Below are 21,241 nucleotides of genomic sequence, written 5' to 3'. Positions count from 1 at the left end.
CGGAGAAACGCGGCCGCATACCGAGTGCGGCCTCAAGCGAGCGTTTAAGCTATCCCCGAGTACTTGATCCGTCCGTCCGTCGATCCGGACGCAATGACACGCCCTCCATCGAAGTCGCTGTATCGGCGGCTCGTCGCGGCATTGAACCTTCGCCGGCTGACCGCGCTCGCGCTCGTGACAGCTCTCGTCGTCTCCGCTGTGGGTGCTGTTGCGTCCCCCGTCGCCGCACAGTCCGAGGACGCCCCCATCGAGTTGGACTCCGAAGCGGTCGAATCTGTCCAAGACGCGACAGTTAGCGGGACGTCGACGCTCGATTCCGGGACGTCGATTCAGGTCCGGATCTCCTCGACCGGCGAGACGAGTCCCCAGTTCCTGAAGGTGAAGACGACGACCGTCGGAAGCGACGGTGCGTGGAACGCGACGGTCGATCTCTCGGCGGTCGAAGAACACGACACCGTCGCGGTCTCCGTGGCGGTTGCGAGCGAGAGCGACGACCGCAGCGCCGACTTCGAGATCCCGATCGAAAACGACCAAGCGACGCCGACGGAGACGAGTGATTCGCCGGTGTCCGCGCCCGGATTCGGCAGTGTCGTCGCCCTCGTCGCGATCGTCGGGAGCGCGGCGCTCTTCCGAACTCGACGCTGAGCGGCGCTCTTTCAGACGTGACCGGAACGACGCTTTCGGACGCGACTGAACGACGCTTTCGGACGTGACTGACGGAGCTCCTCGACAGAGGTGACCTGTCTACGGCGGGCCGCCCGTCTACGGCTCGGCCGACACGCGGGGCCGCCGTGCGTGTCGATGGCGGAGTCGTAACCCCCATACCCCCCGAACGCGTTTGCTCGGGTATGTACGAGGCGGTCCACGCCCACCCCGACGGACAGAGCACGGCCGCTCGCTTCGCGGCGACGGCCGAGCGCTACGGGTACGACGGCGTGGTCGTCCGCGCTGACGACGCGCGACCCGACTACGAACGCCTCCGCGATGCACTCCCCGTCGACGTCGTCGACGCCGCCGAAATCGTCGCCGAGGATCCACAGCACGCCAGCGGTGCGGTCGGCAACGCCCGGACCAAACACACCGTCGTCATCGTCTGCGGGGGAACGAACGCGCTGAACCGCTTTGCGGTCGAACAGAAACGCGTCGACATCCTCGCGCGGCCCTTCGAGGGACCGATCGACGCGGGCGACGGCGGCGACGGCGAACGGGTCAATCGAAACGGGAACGGCGATGGCGACGTCAACCACGTGCTCGCGAAGGCCGCCCGCGACAACGACGTCCGGATCGAAGTGAACCTCGGGCCGGTGCTGCGAGAGCGCGGCGGCCACCGCGTCCGCCACCTCACCAAACTCCGGAAGCTGAAACGGCTCCTCGATCACTACGACGCGCCGTACGTCGTGAGCGCGAACCCGACCTCCCACTTGGAGCTTCGCGCGCCGCGGGAGTTGGCCGCGGTCGGCGAGGAAGTCGGCCTCGGCCGGGAGTGGACCCGCGAGGGACTCGACGAGTGGAGACGGCTCGTCGCCCGCAACCGCGAGCACCTGTCCGAGTCGTTCATTGCCCCGGGCGTCGAACGTGGTCGATATGAAGAAGACGATTGACGAGCACGCCGAGCGCTTCTCGGAGTTCGCCTCCTCGTACGACGACGAACAGGACTCCGCGGAGTACCTCGCGTGCGCCGATCTCGTCGTCGAGCACGCCGCGCCCGGCCCCGACGACGTCGTCCTCGATCTCGGGACCGGCACGGGCGCGATCGCACTGGCGCTCGCGCCGAGAGCGAAGACGGTAATCGGCCGCGACATCAGCGAGGGGATGCTCGAAACGGCCCGCTCGAAGGCCGAGACGGAGGGAATCGACAACGTCGAGTTCGGTGAGGGTCGATTCCGCGAGCCCAACTACGACGGCGACGTCGATCTGGTGACCTCGAACTTCGCGATGCACCACCTCTCCGATGCGGAAAAGCGCGAGGCGATCGCCGTCATCGCGAATCTGAACCCGCGGCGGTTCGTCCTCGGCGACGTGATGTTCTTCGGGACGCCCGACCCCGACGAACCGTTCTACGACCCCGAGGTCGACGACCCGGCAACGGTCGGGACGCTCGTCGACGCACTGACCGACGAAGGGTTCGTGCTGACGGCCGTCGAGCGCGTGCACGATCAGGTGGGCGTGCTCGTCGCCGAGCGATTCGGCGACGCCAGCGAGCGCGTGGGAGTCACGCCGGCGGACCGCGACCCGGACGGGATGGAGGAGTGAGCGCGCGTGAAACACCTCCCGAAGCACCTTCAGCCGCGCTGGCGCTATCTCGCGGTCGGGATTGAGACGTGGCCCGACGCCGACCTCGACCGCGGGTCCTTCCAGCGCGATCTGTGGTACGCGGCGCAGAACCTCTACGGCGACGCCGGCAGCGCCGAGACGGACCTGACGGTTCTGGCCTTCCATTTCGGCGACGGCGACGGAGAGACGATCGTTCGCGCCCACCGCGGAACCGAAGAGCGCGCTCGCGCAGCGATCGCCGCGCTCGATCGCCTCGACGGTCACCCCGTCGGCCTGCGCGTCCGCGGAATTTCGGGCACCGTGCGTTCCTGTGAGGAAAGGTATTTGAACGGCGGGACCGGAGGTGGAGAACAGAGAGACGTCGTGTTCGAGACCGAATCCACCCCCGCCGTCGTTCGCGGCGACCGCGTCGACGTAGCGGTCGGGGACGGATTCGCGGGCGCGACGCGGCTCGATTTCGAGTGATACTATGCAGGGACAAGGCCAACAGCAGGCATACGACCGTGGAATCACGATCTTCTCGCCCGACGGTCGCCTCTACCAGGTGGAGTATGCCAGAGAGGCAGTCAAGCGAGGGACCGCGAGCGTCGGCGTCCGAACGTCCGAGGGAGTCGTCCTCGCGGCCGACAAGCGCTCTCGGTCGCCGCTTATGGAACCGACGAGCGTCGAGAAGATTCACAAGGCCGACGACCACGCGGGCATCGCTTCCGCGGGCCACGTCGCAGACGCGCGTCAGCTCATCGACTTCGCGCGGCGGCAGGCGCAGGTCAACCGACTCCGCTACGGCGAGGCGATCGGTATCGAGACGCTGACGAAGAACGTCACCGACCACATCCAGCAGTACACGCAGGTCGGCGGCGCGCGCCCGTTCGGCGTCGCGCTACTCATCGGCGGCGTCGAGAACGGCGAACCCAGACTCTACGAGACTGATCCCTCGGGAACGCCCTACGAGTGGAAGGCCGTCTCGATCGGCGCGGACCGCAGCGACCTCCAAGGGCACCTCGAAGAGAACTACGCGGACGACCTGACGCTCGACGAGGGCGTCGGCCTCGCGCTTCGGGCGATCGCCTCGGCCAACGAGGACGAGCTCGCCGCCGACGGCGTCGATGTCGCCACGGTCACCGTAGAAACCGAAACGTTCGTCGAACTCTCGAACGACGAGATCGCGACGTACATCGCCGACAACGACCTCGAACCGAGTGACGAGGACGTCAACGAGGACCCCGACACCGACGCCGACGCCGACGAGGAGTAACTCGCCTCGACTCGGTGGCCTCGTTCGCCTCGCGAACGTATTCTTCGTTTTCGCCGCGAGCGGATTGAAGCCCGAGAGCCGCGCCCTGCTCGCGGGCGAGATCTCGTTTCAGACGAACCCTTGTGGGGCCGGAGCTGTCAAAATTCAGCCCCAGTCCGACGTCCCCAGAGAGTGAGCGTTTTACCGCTCGGGGCTCTTTCCCACGGTATGACCGATCCGGCCGATCTCTCCGTGACGCTCGTCGACGGCTACGTCGACGAGCCGGCGCACTTCGGCGTGCCCCCGTACATCTCGACGTACCCGCGGTTCACGGCCGGTGCGATCGTCGACGCCGGTGTTCCGGAGTCGAACATCACCTATCACACGATCGACGAACTACGCGACGAGCGGCGAAAGTGGGCCGACGTCGCCGACGCGGACCTCCTCGTCTACCTCGGCGGGATGACCGTCCCCGGCAAGTACGTCGGCGGGACGCCCGCCGAACCCGACGAGGTACGCGAACTCGCGTGGGCAGCCGAGGGTGTTTCCGTGATGGGCGGGCCGATCCGCTTCGGCGTCGGCGAAGAGAACGCCGGTGCACAGGAGATGCAGCGACAGGACCTCGATTACGACTTCCTCGCGATGGCCGACGTCGAGGCCGCCGCCCACGACCTCGTCGACAGTGGATTAGAAGGGTTCGAGAACCGCTACCGCGACAACGACGAACTGGACCGATGGGCCGCGAAGGGCGCGTTCGTCGTCGAGCAGCACCCGAACCATCCCGACTATCTCATCTGCGAACTGGAGACCTCTCGCGGCTGTGCGTACCGCTGTTCGTTCTGCACGGAGCCGATGTACGGCGATCCCGCCTTCCGGACGCCCGAGTCGGTCGTCGGCGAGGTCGAGTCGCTTTACGAGCGGGGTGTGCGCCACCTCCGAATCGGCCGCCAAGCCGACATCCTCGCGTACGGTGGGGACGGCGAAGCGCCGAATCCCGACGCACTCAGGGATCTCTACGGCGGGATTCGCGAGGTCGCCCCCGATCTAGGGACGCTGCACCTCGACAATATGAACCCGATTACAGTGGTCAAGTGGCCCGAGGCGGCCAGAGAGGGCATCCGGATCATCGCCGAGCACAACACGCCCGGCGACACCGCCGCGTTCGGCCTCGAATCTGCCGATCCGGTCGTCCAAGAGAAAAACACGCTGAACGTCACCGCCGACGAGTGCTTGAGAGCTATCGAAATCGTCAACGAGGAGGCGGGCTGGCGGCCCGGCGACGACCCCGCGGACGCGCCGACACACGGCGCGAACGCGGCGAATCGTCTCCCGAAGCTCCTCCCCGGAATCAACCTCCTCCACGGGCTGAAAGGCGAGCGCGCGGAGACGTTCGAGCACAACAAGCAGTTCCTTCAGCGCGTCTACGACGCCGGGCTGATGGTCCGACGGATCAACATCCGGCAGGTGATGGCCTTCGAGGGCACCGAGATGGCCGACGAGGGCGCGAACATCGCGAACGCGCACAAGAAGCGCTTCAAGGCGTACAAACGTGAGATACGCGAGGAGATCGACCGGCCGATGCTGCGGCGGCTCGCGCCCGTCGGGACGGTGCTACCGAACGTCCACCTCGAGTACCATCAGGACGGGCGGACCTTCGGCCGTCAGCTCGGCACTTACCCGCTCCTCGTTGGGATTCCCGGAGAACGGGAGTTGAAACGGACGATCGACGTCGCGGTCGTCGACCACGGCTACCGATCGGTCACGGCCGTTCCCTACCCGCTGGATCCGAACGCGGCCACGATGGACGAACTGACGGCAATCCCGGGCATCGGCGACCGTACCGCGGGCGACATCGTGATCAACAGACCATACGAGTCGGCGGCGGCTGTTCGGAGTCCCGAAATCGACTTCGAGACCTTCACTGGAAGCTACCCGAGCGAGGAGCGACCGAAAGCAGAGTAGCGATCGAAAGCGGAGGACGAACGCCGCTTAGATCTCCTCTTCGATCACTTCACCGACAGCGAAGTTCGATTTGACCTCGCTGACCTCGATTTTCACGCGGTCGCCGATCTCCGTCCCGGGGACGATGATGACGTACCCGCGCTCGACCCGGGCGATGCCGTCGCCCTGCTTGCCGATGTCTTCGATCTCGACGTAGCGGAGTTCGCCGGGTTCGACCGGCGGTTGCGGTTCCGATGTCGGCTGTTCGGTCTCGGTCGCCTCCGACGGCGATTCGACCGCGCGAGAGATGAGAGCGACGCGGTAGGCCTCGCCGGGTTCGATCGACCCGGTCTCGACCTCGCGTTTCGGCACTTCGACGAGATAGCGGTCGCCTTCTTCACGAACATCCGCGTTGAACAGACACAAGAGTTTATCTGAGATTTCCACCGTACAGACCTCCGATGGTACGTCTCCGCGAATCGTTAAAGTAGTACCGCCGCACTCGGGACGGAAACGAGGGTCGATCGCCGCCGTGAGGCGACGACTCTACCGGCTAACATCCCTACCGGCTAACATCCCTACCGGCTAAAGTCGCCGAACGTCGTCTGGAGCCCGGCGGCCATCGTGGACTTTCGACGGAGCGTCGACAGCGACACCGGGAGGTGCTCGGCGACACCAGCGAGCGCGTCGGCGAACGTCTCGGCCGTCCCGTGTTCGTCGTCGAAGGCGTCGCGGACGGTTTCGCGCACCTGCCAGACGCCGACCGGCCCCCAGTAGTCGTCGGAGACGTGCCGAAGGACGAGCGCCTTCGCCTGGCGGCCGCGCTCCTCGAGGTGTTCGAGGACGCCCAATCGCGCGGCGTGATAGGCCCCGGCGGTCTCATCGACGTACCCCGTCCGTCCCTCTCGGCCCTCGCTGTCGGCGGCGAGGTACATCCCCGCCTCGGGATCGGGGTTCCAGACGCTGCCCGGCGCTTTCATCTCGACGAGTTCGTACTCCCACTTGCCGGGCGCGAGAATCACCCAGAAGGCGTTACCCATAAACTCGTTGCGGTGGATCTCGACCTCGTTGATCCCGGGGGTCGGTCTGACCTTCCCCCGCAGATACTGTCCGACGGTGTCGTCGACAGCGGTGATCGACCACCGCGTCGGGACGAGTCTGCGCTGTTCGGTCTGTCCGAGCGCGCCGGCCGAGAGGATGGTGTTGACGTCGTAGACGTCGAAGCCGCGGCGATAGAGGTACGTCATCGCGCCCTCGGCGTTCCAGTCGTCGTCTTCGAGTGTCTTCTTGACGAGTCGCGGCACGTGCGGGTTTTCAGCAAGATCCGCCGAGCGAGCGCGGGCGCGTGGGCCGACGGGGGTCGCCACGTCCTCGATGCCGACGTCGAGGTCGAGATCGGGGCGCTCGTCGAGGCCGATTTCGACGGTCACCGGCCGATCTGAAATCGCGACCTCCCGCTGAGTTCCGAGGAACCCGTTCCACGAGTCGGCGACGTTCGTCACCTTCTGGGATCGATTGGAGTTGAGAAGCGACGTCCGCCGCGCGAAGACGTCGTTGATCGAGACGCCCTCGTCGTACCACGCGCCGGACGTCTCGAACCGCTCGGCGTCCTCGTCGTGACCGACCGGCGAGAGCAGGCCGGTCGAGACGCGCGGGTAGTTCGACGTGCCGACGAAGATCGACGGGGAGACGCCGCCGTACAGCGAGTCGCCCTGCAGCGTCTCCTCGAAGCGATCCTGAAACGTTTCGAGGTGATCGAGGATGTCGTAGGACTTCTCCTCGGCGAGTCGCCGACGCTCCGCCCGCTCGTTGCGCTCGATGTCGACGTACTCGTCCAGTTTCATCGGGTGATACTGCGGCGTCGACGGATATGAAGGTTCGGCGTTCGCGGTCACGCGGCGAGCGTTTGTCGTGGTCGCGCGGCGGATGTTTGTCGTCACCGTTCCGCGCTTGTCGTCGGAGGTCTGTGCGCCGTCGCAGCGTAGGGTGCGACACGCGTCTCGAGTCTCAGCTATGGAGCCCCATCGCTTCGATCTGCTCTTGATACCGGTTTCGGATGGTGACCTCGGTCACCTGCGCGACGTCTGCGACCTCGCGTTGGGTCTTCTTCTCGTTGCAGAGCAGCGACGCGGCGTAGATCGCGGCCGCGGCGAAGCCGGTCGGCGATTTCCCCGAGAGCAGTCCCTTCTCCGATGTCGTCTCGATGATCTCGTCGGCCTTCGATTGGACCTCCTTCGAGAGCTCGAGTTCCGAACAGAACCGCGGAACGTATTTCTTCGGGTCTACCGGCCGCATCTCCAGTCCCAGTTCTTGGGAGATGTAGCGGTACGTCCGACCGATCTCCTTTCTGTCGACCCGCGAGACGTCGGCGATTTCCTCTAGCGAGCGTGGGATGCCCTCCTTTCGACAGGCGGCGTAGAGCGCGGAGGTGGCGACGCCCTCGATGGAGCGCCCGCGGATGAGATCCTCGTTGAGCGCGCGGCGGTAGATGACGGAAGCGACCTCCCGCACCGACCGAGGAACGCCCAGCGCGGAGGCCATCCGATCGATTTCCGAAAGCGCGAACTGGAGGTTGCGCTCGCCCGCGTCCTTCGTCCGGATTCGCTCCTGCCACTTCCGGAGGCGGTGCATCTGCGAACGCTTGCGTGAGGAGATCGAGCGACCGTAGGCGTCTTTGTCCTTCCAGTCGATCGTCGTCGTCAGCCCCTTATCGTGCATCGTCTGCGTGGTCGGCGCGCCCACGCGCGATTTCTCCTGTCGCTCGGAGTGGTTGAACGCCCGCCACTCCGGACCGGGATCGATCTGCTCTTCTTCGACGACGATGCCGGTCGGTTCGTGGATGAGTTCGCCGTCTCCCGTCCGGACGAGGTCCTCCTCGTCCATTTCCTCGAAATCGATGTCGTCGGTTTCGTTTTCGTCCGCTTCCTCGCGCGCTCCCTGCCATCGCGTCCGCTCACCGTCCTGTTCCCGCTGGCGGGTGGGCCGTGTCATCGCATTTTTATATTCGCCGTCTCGCGAAATTTAAACCCTTTGCCGAAATGGGGTGTGGCCCCGTCTCCACTGCCGCCAACCACCCCGCGTGTCGACGACAGAGCGGTCAGCGGTGCCATCGATGTCCGCCGCACGGTCCGAAATCGACAACCCGTCGCCGACATCGAACCCTTCTTTCCGCTCCTCCGCTACCCTCCGCTATGCCGAGTGTGGAGTGCGACCCGGACGTCGCCCGCGAGCGACTCGAAGCCGCGGGTGTCGCAGTCGAGGCGGGAAACACCGAATACGAACGCTGGCGCGCCGAGCGAGGCGATGCGACCGCGGTCGCCTACGGCGACAAGGTGGTGGTGCAGGGGTCGCGGCCGACGGACCTGCTCGCGCTGCTCCGGTCGGAGGCGGGCGGTCGAGCACACGTGTATTTCGACGGCGCGAGCCGCGGCAATCCCGGCCCCGCCGCGATCGGGTGGGCGATCGTCACGAGCGACGGCATCGTCGCCGAAGGCGGCGAGCGAATCGATGAGACGACGAACAACCGCGCGGAGTACGCGGCGCTCGAACGGGCCCTCGAAGCCGCGAGCGACTACGGGTTCGACGAGGTCGACGTCCGCGGGGACTCCCAGTTGATCGTGCGACAGGTGCGCGGCGAGTACGACACCAACAACCCCGAGCTCCGGGAGCGTCGCGTTCGCGTGCTGGAACTCCTCTCGTCGTTCGACCGGTGGTCGATCGAACACGTACCGAGAGAGGTAAACGAGCGCGCCGACTCACTGGCCAACGAGGCGTTGGACGATGGCTGATGAACACCCGGCGAAGCGTGAGACCGACGAAGAGACGACCGCTCACACGGACGGGGCCGCAGTCGAGTCGGCCGAAGCGGAGACGGAGGGCAAAGAAAAGACAGAAACAGCAAGCGAGACGGAAACGGAGAGCGAGGTCCCCGAGGACGTCGTCGACGAGGCCGAGCGACTGACGCGACTGGCCGAGGAGGCCGCCGTCGAAGACGCCGCGGCGGCCTACCGAGAACGCCGCGACGAACTCGTCGAAGAACATAGCTTCACCCCGCGTGTCCGCGGGGAGGACGACACGCTCGTCCTCTACCCCGAGGAGTGGGTCGACGACAGCGTCGTGCAGTTCGATCGGATCGACGACACCGACCGCGCCGTCGAGGTGTCGCTGTCCGGCCCGGACCTCGGTGCCGACTGGGAGGCCGTCGAGGAGGCGAATCAGGCGATCGTCGAGGCCGTCGAAGCCGAATACGGCCCCGATCACGCCACGAACGTCCGCGCGTTCGCGGACTTTATGGGAAATCACTACCTGAAACGCGTCGACGACGCCACCGACGACGAGCGAGAGGAGTTCCTCACGGAGTATTACCCTCGCAACGCGTGGCCGTCGAAAGAACAGGAGTCCATCGTCGCCGAGAGCATCGCCCTCGTGGACGACGTCGGCGACGAAGTGCCCGGAACCTGAACTGGACGCCGGTGTCGGTTCGCTCGTCGAACGCCGTTATCGGTGCGCTTCGACGAGGTCTGCGAGTTCGTCGGCGCGGTCGTCGTCGGCGACGAACTTCCCGAACATCCAGTCGAACTGATCGAGGAGCGCGTCGTGGCCCTCCTCGGTGAGCTCGTACTGGTTCGTCCGTTTGTCGAGTTCGCTCTTTTCGACGAGCCCCATCTCGACGAGGTCGTCGAGGTTGGGGTAGAGCCGACCGTGGTTCACTTCCGTCCCGTAATACGATTCGAGATGTCGCTTGATCGCGAGCCCGTACATCGGTTCCTCCGCGAGAATCACCAGAATGTTCTGCTGAAACGCCGTGAGGTCGCGCACCACGCTATCTCTGTCAGTAACTGTTTGTGCCTCTGACATACCAGTGAGAATGGCGTCGGGATATATAACCCTTCTCAACTCAGACGTTTGTTAGGGTAATTCGACTGTTTAACGGCCCATCGTTCTAGATTTATCCACTTTCAGTCACCACTTCTGGACACTAGTGAGTCGTTCTTGTCGGACAGTTGTCCGATTTGGATATTCTTGTACGAATACTAGTGGAGTATATCCTGATATCACGTGTCATACCGTCCCGTAATACGGGACAGTTCGGTGGTAGCGGTCGTTGGCGACGATGCGAAAGGCCTTTTTCCTCGTTCGGAAAGAGCACAGGTATGACGAACCTCTGGGAAGACATCGAGACCGGCCCGGACGCGCCGGATGTCGTCTACGCCGTCGTAGAATGTCTGAAAGGCGAGCGGAACAAATACGAGTACGACAAGGACGTCCCGGGCGTCGTCCTCGACCGAGTCCTCCACTCGAACGTCCACTACCCCTCCGACTACGGATTCCTCCCGCAGACGTACTACGACGACGAGGACCCCTTCGACATCCTCGTGCTCGTCGAGGACCAGACGTTCCCCGGCTGCATCATCGAGGCGCGTCCGGTTGCGCTGATGGAAATGGACGACGACGGTGAGAAGGACGATAAGGTCATCGCCGTGCCCGCAGAGGATCCGCGCTACGACGAGGTCGAAGACGTCGACGACCTCACCGACCAGCAGAAAGCCGAGATCGCCGAGTTCTTCGAGACGTACAAGAACCTCGAAGCGGGTAAGCAGACCGAGACCCTCGGCTGGCAGGACGCCGACGCCGCGAAGGACGCCGTCGAGCACGCGATGGACCTCTACGAAGAGAACTTCGCGTAACGCAGAAATTCGGATACCGGCGGATTCGATCTGAAACTTTCGCTTTTTGTGAATCGCCCACGAGCGGGCGCACTGACTCCGCTGCCAGTCGATTCTCGGACACTCGTCTCTCTCCGACATACCTACAGGTAATCTCTCCCCCGTTCTTCGATGTATTATGCGTATGGGTAATCTTTTGATCGCGGCGTTCGAACGCCCCATCGCGATGAGTGCAGACCGCCCGCGCCTCGGCGTCGACCACCCGACGGTCGTCCCGCGACCGCCTCGCGAGACCGACGACGCAGAGGCATCGACCGACGAGGCCGTACTCCCTGCTGACGACGCTGCCCACTGGCGATCCAAGTCGGGGAACGCGTAGTTCACCGCAAAACTCTCCAGCGAGTCTCGGCGGAGATATTCACGCGACGCCGACGAGTCGAGGGGAACCGCTTTTACTTCCGCCGCGACTACGGGGAGTGATGGCTACCTGCGACCAGTGCGGGGCACACGAAAACTTGCCGTACCAGTGCCGTCGGTGCGGCAACTCCTTCTGCGCCGAGCACCGGCTTCCGGAGAACCACGACTGTCCGGGGCTCTCCGAGTGGAACGACCCCTCTGGCGTGTTCGACAGCGGGTTCGACGCCTCCGTGCAAAACACCGGGAGAACGTCAGGGTCCGACGGCGTCCTCGATCGGATCACCGGGACCGGCGGCCCCCTCGGGTACTTCCGCGGGAATATGAGCTACGTCTTCCTCGGCGCGATGTGGCTCACGTTCGCCTTACAGTTCTTCGTCTTTCCCATCCTGCTGGGCGCGTCGCCGCGGAGCAGCCTCTGGCAGGCGGTGTTCGTGCTCTCGCCCGGCCACATCGAGTACGTCTGGACGTGGATCACGTCGATGTTCGCCCACGGCGGCTTCACGCACATCGCGTTCAACAGCATCGCGCTGTACTTCTTCGGCCCCGTCGTCGAGCGCTATCTCGACACGAAGCGCTTCACGGCGCTCTTCTTCGGCGCGGGGATCGTCGCCGGACTCGCACAGGTGTTCTCGACGCTGCTGACCGTCGGCCCGTTCGGCGCGGGCGTCGTCGGCGCGTCGGGCGCGATTATGGGCGTCCTCGGCGTGCTCACCGTGTTGAACCCGAACCTGAAGGTGTATCTGTACTTCATCATCCCGATGCCGCTGTGGGTGCTGACCTTCGGTTTCGCGGCGTTCAGTATCATCGCTGGCTTCGGCGTCGCCGCCGGAGCGGGCCTCACCGGCGGCAACGTCGCTCACCTCGCCCACCTCGCGGGGCTCCTCGTCGGATTGCTCTACGGCGTGCGCGTGAAGGGCCGCGTCGGCGTCCCCAGCTCCCTGCAGTTCGGGCGCGGCGGCGGTGGCGGCGGGATGGGCGGTCCCGGACGGCGGTTCTGAAAGCGGCGATGATCTCCCCCGTCAATTCCCAGTTCGTCCCCGACGCGTCGCTGACCCGCGAGGAGATGGAGTCGCTGCAACGGGAGGTCGCCGCGGCGGCGACGTGGACGGACGCGTTCGATTTCGATCCCGAGCGCGTCGGAGCCGCTGCCGTCGACGACGCCCAGCGACGGCTCACGACGGCCGGTGACGCCGATTTCACCCCCCTCGTCGCCGGCGTCGATCAGGCGTTCCTCGACGACCGCGCCGTCAGCGTCGTGGTCGTCCGCCGCGGCGACGAGGTCGTCGAGCGGGCTCACGCCGTCACCGACCTCGAAATACCCTACATTCCCGGGCTGCTGGCGTTCCGTGAGGGCGGGCCGATCCTCGCCGCGTTCGAGGCGCTGTCCTGTGAGCCGGACCTCGTCGTCTTCGACGGCAGCGGTCGAATTCATTACCGACAGGCCGGGTTGGCGACCCACATCGGCGTCATACTCGACCTCCCGAGCGTCGGCGTCGCGAAGGGGCTGCTCTGCGGGACGCCCGACGCCGACGTCGACGGACGGCCCGAGGGATGGCGGACGGCGATCCGCGCGGACGAGGACGTCGAGAACGCGGAACCCGGCGAAAGAATCGGTCACGCCCTGCAGTCCCGACAGTACGAGTCGCGACCGATCGTCAATCCGCTCTACGTGAGCCCCGGTCACCGCGTGAGCGTCGACACCGCGACGGACCTCGTCGAGCGGCTCTGTGAGGGGTACAAGCTCCCGGAACCGACCCGGCTCGCGGACGCCTACGCCGACGACGTGAAGCGCGAACTGCCGGACGCACAGAGTTAAACGGCCGTTTGAATCACCACAAAGCCCTTTCTACCAGTCACCGTTGGAATCGGTATGACGGTCCCGAAGCGCGTGACGATCGTTTTGAGCCTTCTCCTGCTCACAGCCGGCTGTCTGGGCGGCGTGCCAGCGGACGGCCCCGAGTCGGAGACGCCGACGCCGCCCCCGACGGCGGAACCCCGAACGGTGATTACGGACTCATCAGCGACCGACAGATCATCGCCCGGGCCGACGCCGGGTGAGCAGACCCGTCCGCCATCGACGTTCGAGGGGACCGCGGGCTGGTCCGAGGAGCCCGATCCCGACAAGGCAGTGTACGTTGAGAACCGCTGGAATCAGTCCGTCGAGATCCGCATTCAGGTCGTCCGAGAGGCGACGAACGAGACCGTCTACGACGAGACGTCGACCTTCGAACCGGGCGCTGACCGCGAGGTGTACAACCTCGCTGACGCCAACCCCGACGGCGTCGAGTCGTTCCGAGTGATCGCGACCGCGATGAACACGACCGAGAGCGTGACCACCGAGACGAACAAATGCTACGGGAGCGCTCACGTCGAGATCACCGAGAACGGCGAGTTGTACCCCTACTACGCGATCTGCTGACAGGTCCCTGATGTCGATTCGCGTCCCGTCTCCGGCGACTCGAAAACACTTATTCGTGCGCTCGCACTCCGAACGCGTATGAGCGAAATCGTTGTCCGCCTCCCGGACGGCTCGGAACTGTCCGTCGCGGAGGGCGCGACGGTCGAGGACGTCGCCTACGAGATCGGACCCGGACTCGGTCGCGACACGGTCGCGGGCGTCGTCGACGGCGAACTCGTCGACAAGGCCGCCCCCGTTCACGACGGCGCGGAGATCGTCATCGTGACCGATCAGAGCGACGAGTACCTCCGAGTCCTGCGCCACTCCGCCGCACACGTCTTCGCGCAGGCGCTGCAGCGCCTCTATCCCGAGGCGAAGCTCGCGATCGGGCCGCCGACGGACGAGGGCTTCTACTACGACGTGACGAACGTCGACCTCGACGCCGACGACCTCGCGGAGATCGAAGCCGAGATGGAGTCGATCATCGAGGAGGACCTCCCGATCGAGCGCGAGATGCGCTCCCGCGAGGAGGCCTTCGAGACGTACGCGGACAACCGCTACAAGCGCGAGATTCTCGACGACGAGGCCGCCGGTGAGGATCCCGTCTCCTTCTACGTCCAAGGCGACTTCGCAGACCTCTGTCAGGGCCCCCACGTCGATTCGGCCGGCGAAATCGGCGCGGTGAAACTGCTGAACATCTCGTCTGCGTACTGGCGCGGCGACGAGGACGAGGATACGCTGACGCGCGTGTACGGCACGGCCTTCGAGTCGGAGTCTGACCTCGAAGACTACCTCACGCTGCGGGAGGAGGCCGCAGAGCGCGATCACCGAAAGCTCGGTCAAGAGCTGGATCTGTTCTCGATTCCGGAGGTCACGGGGCCGGGCCTGCCCCTGTATCACCCCAACGGGAAGAAGATCCTCGACGAACTCGGCGACTACGCGCGCTCGCTGAATCTGGACGCCGGCTACGACCCCGTCGAGACGCCGCACCTGTTCCGGACGGAGCTGTGGAAGAAGTCGGGACATTACGACAACTACGTCGACGACATGTTCCTGATGGACGTCAACGACGAGGAGTACGGGCTAAAGCCGATGAACTGCCCAGGGCACGCCACGATCTTCGATCAGAAGTCGTGGTCCTACCGCGACCTTCCCGTTCGCTACTTCGAGGACGGCAAAGTGTACAGAAAAGAGCAGCGCGGCGAACTGTCGGGGCTCTCGCGCGTGTGGTCGTTCACCATCGACGACGGCCACCTGTTCTGTCGCCCCGAGCAGATCGAAGGGGAGGTCAATCAGGTGATGGACGCGATCTACGAGGTGCTCGACACCTTCGACCTCGACGCCCACGTCGCGCTCGCGACGCGCCCGGAGAAGTCAGTCGGCGGTGACGAGATCTGGGAGCAGGCCGAAACGCAACTGCGCTCGGTGCTGGAAAACCAAGGCATCGACTACGACCTCGAACCCGGCGACGGGGCCTTTTACGGCCCGAAGATCGACTTCGCCTTCGAGGACGCTCTCGGGCGAAAGTGGGACGGGCCGACGGTCCAGCTCGACTTCAATATGCCCGAGCGCTTCGAGCTCTCCTACACGGGCGAGGACAACGAGGAGCACCGTCCGGTGATGATCCACCGCGCCCTGTACGGCTCCTACGAGCGCTTCTTTATGGTGCTCATCGAGCACTTCGACGGGAAGTTCCCGCTCTGGCTCGCGCCCGAACAGGTCCGCGTCCTCCCGATCAGCGACGACCAGTTGGGCTACGCCCACCGGGTCAAGAACGAACTCGGCGACTTTCGAACCTCGGTCGAAGACCGCTCGTGGACGCTCGGCCGGAAGATCCGCGAGGCCCAAGAGGATCGCGTCCCGTACATGATCGTCGTCGGCGGCGACGAGGAGGGAGCGGGAACGATCTCGGTGCGCGACCGCAAGGAGCGCGAGCGGCAGGACGTCGACGTCGAGACGTTCCGCGCGCACCTCGACAGCGAGTACGCCGAAAAGCGGATCGAGCCCGACTTCATCGATCACTAGACTCCCACCCACCTTTTTCTAGCGGTGGGTTTCCTCGCTCACTGCGTTCGCTGCGGGAACCCACCGTACAAAAACCTGTTTCGCTGAGCGGAGCGAAGCGAAGCTCGTGAGGCGCGAAGCGTCTCACGGTGGAGGGAAAAATGCCGCCGAACTCGCGGCCTTCGGCCGCTCGTCGGCGGTGAGCCGCTCGCTACGTCCGACGGGTGACGAATATGAGAATCCCGACGACGAGGAGACCGAGACCCCAATAGAAGGACGGATACGGGAGAAATACGAGTAGGAGGGTGACGATACCCGACGTGATGAGCGACCAGCCGATTGTCGACCGAATTGCCATACGCGAGTTCCCGTCGCCAGCCGGGTATAGATGCTTCCCAGTCTGCTCGATATGCACGAGCGATCTCGCGCTGGCTCCTAGAACTGAAACTGAAAACGACCCCGTAACGCGTTCTGTGATGCCTGTCGTCAGTCGGCGTCGTACCCGTACCCGCTCGTCGTCGACCCGTACAACTCCTCGGCGGCGACGTCACGCTCGAATGTGAGGCCGTGTCCGCGTTCGATCACCCGGAAACTAAAGGCCAGTATCGGGTTCCGCGGTTCGAATCGAATCGCTCCCACGCCCAGACGCGCGCCGACGACCTCGTGTTTCACGAGCAGGAAGCCGGCGAAGATACCGAGGAAGCCGAAGACGGTTGTCGCGCTCACCGTCTGGCCGAACAGCACCCACGCGCCGAGCGCGGCGACGATCGGCTGGAAGTAGCTCACGAGGTTGCTCTCGGTCGGGCCGACGCGCTCGTGGAGCGCGAAGTAGATGAGGAAGCCGATCACGCCCGAGATGATTGTCAGATACGCCAAGGCAGCCAGCGCGGTCGTCGACCACTCGACGGTCGCGACGGCTTCGCCGCGAGCGATCGAGCCCGCGAACAGCGCCGCCGCGCCGAGCAGCATCGCCCACGCCTGCATCGACACGTCCGCGAGTGTCGTGCGAAGCGGCGTCGACAGCACCGATCCGAGCGCGAAGCTGCCCGCGGCGACGAACAGGATCGCGATCCCGAGGAGGTCGCTATCGAGGAGGTTCGCGGGATTGAAGTCGGCGACGACGGCGACGCCGACGAGTCCGAGGAGGAAGCCGACGCCGGCGAGCCAGTCCAGCGAGTCGTCCAAGAGCGCCGCCGCGAGTGCCGCGGTGAGAACCGGCGAGAGGCTCACGATCACCGCGGCGACGGGGCCGGGAACCGAGAGCTGCCCGATATAGAGGAGCGCGTGGTACCCGCCGACGAGGAAGACGCCGACGACGGCCACGTTCAACCACTCGGTTCGACCGTGCGGCCGCACGCGATCGGTCGTGAGCGCGGCGTACGCGAGGACGAGCACCCCGGCGAGCGCGTACCGAACGCCCGCGAAGTACAGCGGCGGGACGTAGGCGAGTCCGGCTTCGATGGCGACGAACGACAGCCCCCACGCCGTCGCGAGCGCGACGAACAACGCCGCGTCAGGTGGGAGAAATTGGGAACGAATCCGACGTATCATTGAGTGTCATCTCTTATATCTGCGCGGGTTTAAATTTAACTACAAGATACGAGTGATAGATCGTTTCAGAAACGGGAAAGTGGTGTTCTAGCTGAGTGGTTGCGTAACACAGACACGAAACGTTGATCTGTTTTCGAGTTGGTCTCGGGTAGCGTTCAAGTGGTTCGGCCGCGTACCCCTAGGTAGACAGTGCAGGTGAAACACAGCGAACCCACCGCGTTCGCGGCGGAGTTATGAGCGGTTCGGACCCCGTCGTCGTCGCAAAGCGGGTCGACGGCGGCGAGATCGCGGATCTGACCGAGATCGCAGAGCTCGCGAGCGCGGCCGGATACGAGGTCGTCGGGCAGCTCTCGCAGTCGCGCGAGGAGGACGCCGCCTACCACTTCGGCGAGGGGAAGGTCGACGAACTCGCGGCGCTGGTCCGCGAGACCGACGCCGCGGCCGTCGTCGTCGACAACCGGCTTGGGCCCTACCAGACGTACAACATCGGCGGGGCGCTCCCCGAGGGCGTCGGGGTGATCGACCGCTTCACGCTCATTCTGGAGATCTTCGGCCAGCGCGCGAACACCCGGAAAGCGCAGTTGCAGGTCGAACTCGCCGAACTCCGGTACGAACTCCCGCGCGCGGAGGCGAAGGCGTCGCTGGCCAAGCGCGACGAGCGCCCCGGATTCATGGGGCTCGGCGAGTACGACGAGAGTCGCGAGCGGGACATCAAAGCCCAGATCTCGCGGATCAAACAGGAGCTCGACACCATCGCCGACAAGGAGGAGACCCGACGCGAGCAGCGGCGGGAGTCCGGCTTCGACCTCGTCGCGCTCGCGGGGTACACGAACGCCGGGAAGTCGACGCTGATGCGACGGCTCGCCGACGACCTCGACGTCGGCGAGAACGAGGACCTCCACCCCGACCTCGACCCGACCGCCGAGTCGGAGGACCGCCTGTTCACGACGCTCGGCACGACGACCCGCCGCGCCGACACCGGAACCAGAGACGTCCTCCTGACCGACACGGTCGGGTTCATCTCCGACCTGCCGCACTGGCTCGTCGAGTCCTTCGAGTCGACGCTCGATTCGGTCTACCGCGCGGATCTCGTGTTGCTCGTCGTCGACGCCTCCGAGTCGACAGAGGAGATGCGCGAGAAGCTCATCACCTGTCACGACACGTTGTACGAGCGCAACGAGGCCCCGATCGTGACGGTCCTCAACAAGATCGACCGCGTCGACGACGAGGAGCTAGCCGAAAAACGCGCCGCGCTCGACGCGCTCGCGCCGAATCCCGTGACTGTCTCGGGGCTGACCGGCGAGAACGTCGCCGAACTGACCGACCGGATCGAGGCCGAACTGCCCGAATGGCGCGAGGAACGCCTGCTCTTGCCACTCTCGGACGACGCGATGAGCCTCGTCTCGTGGATCTACGATCACGGGAACGTCGAGCGCGAGGAGTACACCGACGAGGAGGTCCTCGTCGAGTTCGCCGCGCGCCCGGCGATCGTCGAGAAAGCGCGCTCGAAGGCCGCCGCGCTCCGCGGACCGGCGCAGTCCGCAGGCGGGGATAACACGACGTCCGAGCCCGACGAAATGACCTCGGAAGCGAGCGTCGACCGCCGGTAATCCCTCGCTATTCCTCCGGTCGCCGCTTCTCTGCTGGCCGCCGTTTCTCTATTCCTCTAGCTGCCGCTTCTCCTTCGAGACGACCTCGACGGCATCGATCTTCGTCCCCGGATACTGCCCGTCGTCGTCCTTCTCGACGGCCTTTACCATATCCCAGACGACGTTCAGCCCGGTCGTAACGCCCCCTAGGGCCTCCATCTCACAGCCCGTCTTGCCGGTGGTCTCGACGGCGACCGTGAGCGTCACGCGGTCGTCCTCGACCGCGAAGTCGGTGTCGACGTTGGTGATCGGGATCTGATGACACATCGGAATCGTCTCCCACGTGTGCTTGACGGCCTGTACCGCGCCGACGCGGGCGGTCGCGAGCACGTCGCCCTTGCCGATCTCGTTTGTTGTGATCGCCTCGATCGTCGACGGCGAGAGGTGGATCGTCCCGCGGGCGACGGCTCGACGGCTCGTGTCGGGTTTCGCGCCGACGTCGACCATCTGGACGTCACCCGCGTCGTCGACGTGGGTGAGTTCGCTCGCCTCGGGGTCGGTCTCTTCGGGGTCTTCGTCTGGATCGTGCGTCATCTCGTCTGTGGCCTCGTCGTTCGTCATTACTGGGGTCTCGTCGCTCGTCACTATTCGTCCCTCCGAAGTGCCGCGGGTAACCTGTCGATCAGGTCCGTCGCGAGGAGTCCGTAGCCGTTCTCCTCGACGGCCGCGTCGCCGGCGCTCCCGTTCGCGTACGCCGCGACAGCGGCGGCCTGCAGCGGAGAAAGCACGCACGCGAGCGCCCCGACCGCCCCGGCGAGCACGTCGCCGGTGCCGCCGACGGTCATTCCCGGGTTTCCGGTCCGGTTCACGCGCGTCTCCGCGCCGTCGGTGATCACGTCGTACGCGCCTTTCACGAGCAGGACGTGCCCGAGGTCGGCCGCGAATTCGCTCACGAGGTCCGCGCGCGTCCGCCAGTCCGAATCGGTCTCCCCACCCATCTTTCGCAGTTCGCCTTGGTGCGGCGTACAGACGAGGGTGGCGTCGGTGTCGACTTCCGGAACCACCTGTAGCGCGTCGGCGTCGACGACGGCCGTGCCGACGTAGCGTTCGAGGAAGTCGCGGACCGCCGCGAGCGTCTCCTCGTGACCGCCGAGTCCCGGGCCGAACACGGTGACGTCGTGGTCGGCCGCCAGTTCGAGAATTCGATCGACGTGTTCGGGCGAGAGACGCTCGCCGTCGTACGGTCGGAGGATGAGGTTCTCGCTGTAGCCTTGTATCTCGCGGGCGACCGCGTCGGGACAGGCGACCCGAACGAGGTCCGCGCCGGCCCGGAGCGCCGACTGCGCGGCGAGCGCGGGCGCGCCGGTGTACGGCCCGCCGCCGACGACGAGCACCTGGCCGAAGTCGCCCTTATGACTCTCGGACGGACGGCCGAGCGCGAGCAGGTCGCCGGGGCCGGTGAACAGCTCGGCGGCCTCGGGGATGCCGATGTCGGCGACGGTCACCTCGGCGTCGAGCGTCGACAGCCCCGGCTTCTCGTCGTGGAACGTCACCACGCGGTCGGCGTCAACGCGTACGCCCGCGGCCTCGCCGGTGTCGGCGTCGACGCCGGAGGGAACGTCGACGGAGAGGACGGCGGCGTCGAGGTCGTTGATCGCCCCGGCCGCGGTCGCCTCCGGCTCTCGTAGCGCGCCGGTCACGCCCGTTCCCAACAGCCCGTCGATCGCGAGATCCGGATCGCCGAGGTCGAGGTCGGCTGAGTCGGTGACGGGTCGCGCGTCGTACTCGGCGGCGCGGAGCGCCTCCCAGTTCTCGCGGGCGATGTCGGTCGCGATCGACTCGGGGCGGCCGAGCAGGTGGACGGTGACGTCGTACGCGTCCAGAAAGCGCGCCGCGACGAACGCGTCGCCGCCGTTGTTGCCGCGCCCGGCCACGATCGCGATCCGTCCGCCGGGTTCGACGAGGTCACGCGCCGCGCGGGCGACGGCGTTCCCGCTGGATTCCATCAGTTGTTTGCGCGGGACCGAAAGCGCCTCGGCGTTGCGATCGACCGCGGCCATCCGGTCGCTCGTGATCATCACCTCTTGGTTCGCGTCGAAACGCCCTAAAAGGCGGTGGGTACCGTCGGCACTTCCGCGGGAGGAGCCCCTCCGAAAGCGGGTGTGAC

General features: G+C 65.6%; 23 protein-coding genes. 15 read left to right on the top strand and 8 right to left on the bottom strand.

Annotation, left to right across the window (positions count from 1 at the left end):
- The first annotated feature begins 93 nt into the window (after nucleotides 1–93).
- The 6 genes from U5919_RS03535 (at nucleotide 94) to U5919_RS03510 (ending at nucleotide 5,470) form a co-directional block, all read left to right on the top strand.
- Nucleotides 94–645: a BGTF surface domain-containing protein gene (locus U5919_RS03535; protein WP_336022149.1), complete on the top strand. Its 552-nt coding sequence runs from the start codon at nucleotides 94–96 to the stop codon at nucleotides 643–645.
- Between the two features lie 203 nt (nucleotides 646–848).
- Entirely contained in the window at nucleotides 849–1,601 is a 753-nt protein-coding gene (locus tag U5919_RS03530; protein WP_336022147.1) for an RNase P subunit p30 family protein, read from the top strand.
- On the top strand, nucleotides 1,585–2,253 hold the full coding sequence (locus U5919_RS03525; RefSeq protein ID WP_336022146.1) for a class I SAM-dependent methyltransferase: 669 nt from the start codon (nucleotides 1,585–1,587) through the stop codon (nucleotides 2,251–2,253). The genes U5919_RS03530 and U5919_RS03525 overlap by 17 nt, the downstream gene beginning before the upstream one ends.
- A gap of 6 nt (nucleotides 2,254–2,259) precedes the next feature.
- Nucleotides 2,260–2,739 (top strand): Rpp14/Pop5 family protein, encoded by a 480-nt coding sequence (locus U5919_RS03520; RefSeq protein WP_336022145.1) that lies wholly within the window; start codon nucleotides 2,260–2,262, stop codon nucleotides 2,737–2,739.
- A 4-nt stretch (nucleotides 2,740–2,743) separates the two neighbouring features.
- Entirely contained in the window at nucleotides 2,744–3,529 is a 786-nt protein-coding gene (gene psmA, locus U5919_RS03515; protein ID WP_336022144.1) for an archaeal proteasome endopeptidase complex subunit alpha, read from the top strand.
- A 207-nt stretch (nucleotides 3,530–3,736) separates the two neighbouring features.
- Nucleotides 3,737–5,470, top strand: coding sequence for a radical SAM protein (locus tag U5919_RS03510; protein WP_336022142.1), 1,734 nt, complete (start codon nucleotides 3,737–3,739; stop codon nucleotides 5,468–5,470).
- Nucleotides 5,471–5,497: 27 nt separating this feature from the next.
- On the opposite strand, the gene U5919_RS03505 is transcribed toward U5919_RS03510, so the two are convergent.
- The 3 genes from U5919_RS03505 to U5919_RS03495 all read right to left on the bottom strand — a co-directional run bounded on the left by U5919_RS03505 (nucleotide 5,498) and on the right by U5919_RS03495 (nucleotide 8,440).
- Nucleotides 5,498–5,896, bottom strand: a complete 399-nt coding sequence (locus tag U5919_RS03505) for a TRAM domain-containing protein (RefSeq protein ID WP_336022140.1) — start codon at nucleotides 5,894–5,896, stop codon at nucleotides 5,498–5,500.
- Nucleotides 5,897–6,027: 131 nt separating this feature from the next.
- On the bottom strand, nucleotides 6,028–7,293 hold the full coding sequence (gene nreA / locus U5919_RS03500) for a DNA repair protein NreA (RefSeq protein ID WP_336022138.1): 1,266 nt from the start codon (nucleotides 7,291–7,293) through the stop codon (nucleotides 6,028–6,030).
- Nucleotides 7,294–7,456: 163 nt separating this feature from the next.
- Nucleotides 7,457–8,440: a transcription initiation factor IIB gene (locus U5919_RS03495; protein ID WP_336022136.1), complete on the bottom strand. Its 984-nt coding sequence runs from the start codon at nucleotides 8,438–8,440 to the stop codon at nucleotides 7,457–7,459.
- A 200-nt stretch (nucleotides 8,441–8,640) separates the two neighbouring features.
- Here U5919_RS03495 and rnhA point away from each other — a divergent pair, with 200 nt between their 5' ends.
- Entirely contained in the window at nucleotides 8,641–9,237 is a 597-nt protein-coding gene (gene rnhA, locus U5919_RS03490; RefSeq protein ID WP_336022134.1) for a ribonuclease HI, read from the top strand.
- Nucleotides 9,230–9,910, top strand: coding sequence for a DUF7108 family protein (locus U5919_RS03485; protein WP_336022133.1), 681 nt, complete (start codon nucleotides 9,230–9,232; stop codon nucleotides 9,908–9,910). Before rnhA ends, U5919_RS03485 begins: the two co-directional genes overlap by 8 nt.
- Before the next feature lie 36 nt (nucleotides 9,911–9,946).
- Here U5919_RS03485 and U5919_RS03480 read toward each other — a convergent pair whose 3' ends face one another.
- The gene (locus U5919_RS03480) at nucleotides 9,947–10,306 is read right to left on the bottom strand and encodes a PadR family transcriptional regulator (protein WP_336022132.1); all 360 of its coding nucleotides are present in this window, start codon (nucleotides 10,304–10,306) and stop codon (nucleotides 9,947–9,949) included.
- A 296-nt stretch (nucleotides 10,307–10,602) separates the two neighbouring features.
- Here U5919_RS03480 and U5919_RS03475 point away from each other — a divergent pair, with 296 nt between their 5' ends.
- The 6 genes from U5919_RS03475 (at nucleotide 10,603) to thrS (ending at nucleotide 15,955) form a co-directional block, all read left to right on the top strand.
- Nucleotides 10,603–11,136, top strand: coding sequence for an inorganic diphosphatase (locus U5919_RS03475; RefSeq protein WP_336022131.1), 534 nt, complete (start codon nucleotides 10,603–10,605; stop codon nucleotides 11,134–11,136).
- Nucleotides 11,137–11,299: 163 nt separating this feature from the next.
- On the top strand, nucleotides 11,300–11,494 hold the full coding sequence (locus U5919_RS03470; protein ID WP_336022130.1) for a hypothetical protein: 195 nt from the start codon (nucleotides 11,300–11,302) through the stop codon (nucleotides 11,492–11,494).
- 100 nt (nucleotides 11,495–11,594) lie between these two features.
- A complete protein-coding gene (locus U5919_RS03465; protein WP_336022129.1) occupies nucleotides 11,595–12,530 on the top strand; it encodes a rhomboid family intramembrane serine protease in 936 nt (311 codons plus the stop codon).
- An 8-nt stretch (nucleotides 12,531–12,538) separates the two neighbouring features.
- Nucleotides 12,539–13,348, top strand: coding sequence for an endonuclease V (locus tag U5919_RS03460; protein WP_336022128.1), 810 nt, complete (start codon nucleotides 12,539–12,541; stop codon nucleotides 13,346–13,348).
- A 54-nt stretch (nucleotides 13,349–13,402) separates the two neighbouring features.
- Entirely contained in the window at nucleotides 13,403–13,951 is a 549-nt protein-coding gene (locus tag U5919_RS03455) for a hypothetical protein (protein WP_336022127.1), read from the top strand.
- 78 nt (nucleotides 13,952–14,029) lie between these two features.
- On the top strand, nucleotides 14,030–15,955 hold the full coding sequence (gene thrS, locus U5919_RS03450) for a threonine--tRNA ligase (protein ID WP_336022126.1): 1,926 nt from the start codon (nucleotides 14,030–14,032) through the stop codon (nucleotides 15,953–15,955).
- A 190-nt stretch (nucleotides 15,956–16,145) separates the two neighbouring features.
- On the opposite strand, the gene U5919_RS03445 is transcribed toward thrS, so the two are convergent.
- Nucleotides 16,146–16,292 carry a hypothetical protein gene (locus tag U5919_RS03445; protein WP_336022125.1) on the bottom strand — a complete coding sequence of 49 codons (147 nt, stop codon included), beginning with the start codon at nucleotides 16,290–16,292 and terminating at the stop codon, nucleotides 16,146–16,148.
- 128 nt (nucleotides 16,293–16,420) lie between these two features.
- Nucleotides 16,421–17,485 (bottom strand): DMT family transporter, encoded by a 1,065-nt coding sequence (locus U5919_RS03440; protein WP_336022124.1) that lies wholly within the window; start codon nucleotides 17,483–17,485, stop codon nucleotides 16,421–16,423.
- A 233-nt stretch (nucleotides 17,486–17,718) separates the two neighbouring features.
- On the opposite strand from U5919_RS03440, the gene hflX reads away from it, so the two are divergent.
- Complete coding sequence (gene hflX, locus U5919_RS03435) at nucleotides 17,719–19,095, top strand: GTPase HflX (RefSeq protein ID WP_336022123.1); 1,377 nt, start codon at nucleotides 17,719–17,721, stop codon at nucleotides 19,093–19,095.
- 48 nt (nucleotides 19,096–19,143) lie between these two features.
- Here hflX and moaC read toward each other — a convergent pair whose 3' ends face one another.
- Together moaC and U5919_RS03425 are read right to left on the bottom strand one after the other, a co-directional pair.
- Nucleotides 19,144–19,668, bottom strand: coding sequence for a cyclic pyranopterin monophosphate synthase MoaC (moaC, locus tag U5919_RS03430; protein WP_336023859.1), 525 nt, complete (start codon nucleotides 19,666–19,668; stop codon nucleotides 19,144–19,146).
- Between the two features lie 50 nt (nucleotides 19,669–19,718).
- Entirely contained in the window at nucleotides 19,719–21,152 is a 1,434-nt protein-coding gene (locus U5919_RS03425) for an NAD(P)H-hydrate dehydratase (RefSeq protein ID WP_336022121.1), read from the bottom strand.
- Nucleotides 21,153–21,241: the final 89 nt, after the last annotated feature.

The sequence above is a fragment of the Halobellus sp. LT62 genome (genome assembly GCF_037031285.1).
Taxonomy (GTDB): Archaea; Halobacteriota; Halobacteria; order Halobacteriales; family Haloferacaceae; genus Haloquadratum; species Haloquadratum salinisoli.
The sequence above is the reverse complement of the archived record's forward strand: the minus strand, read 5'-3'. Positions and strand labels throughout refer to the sequence as shown.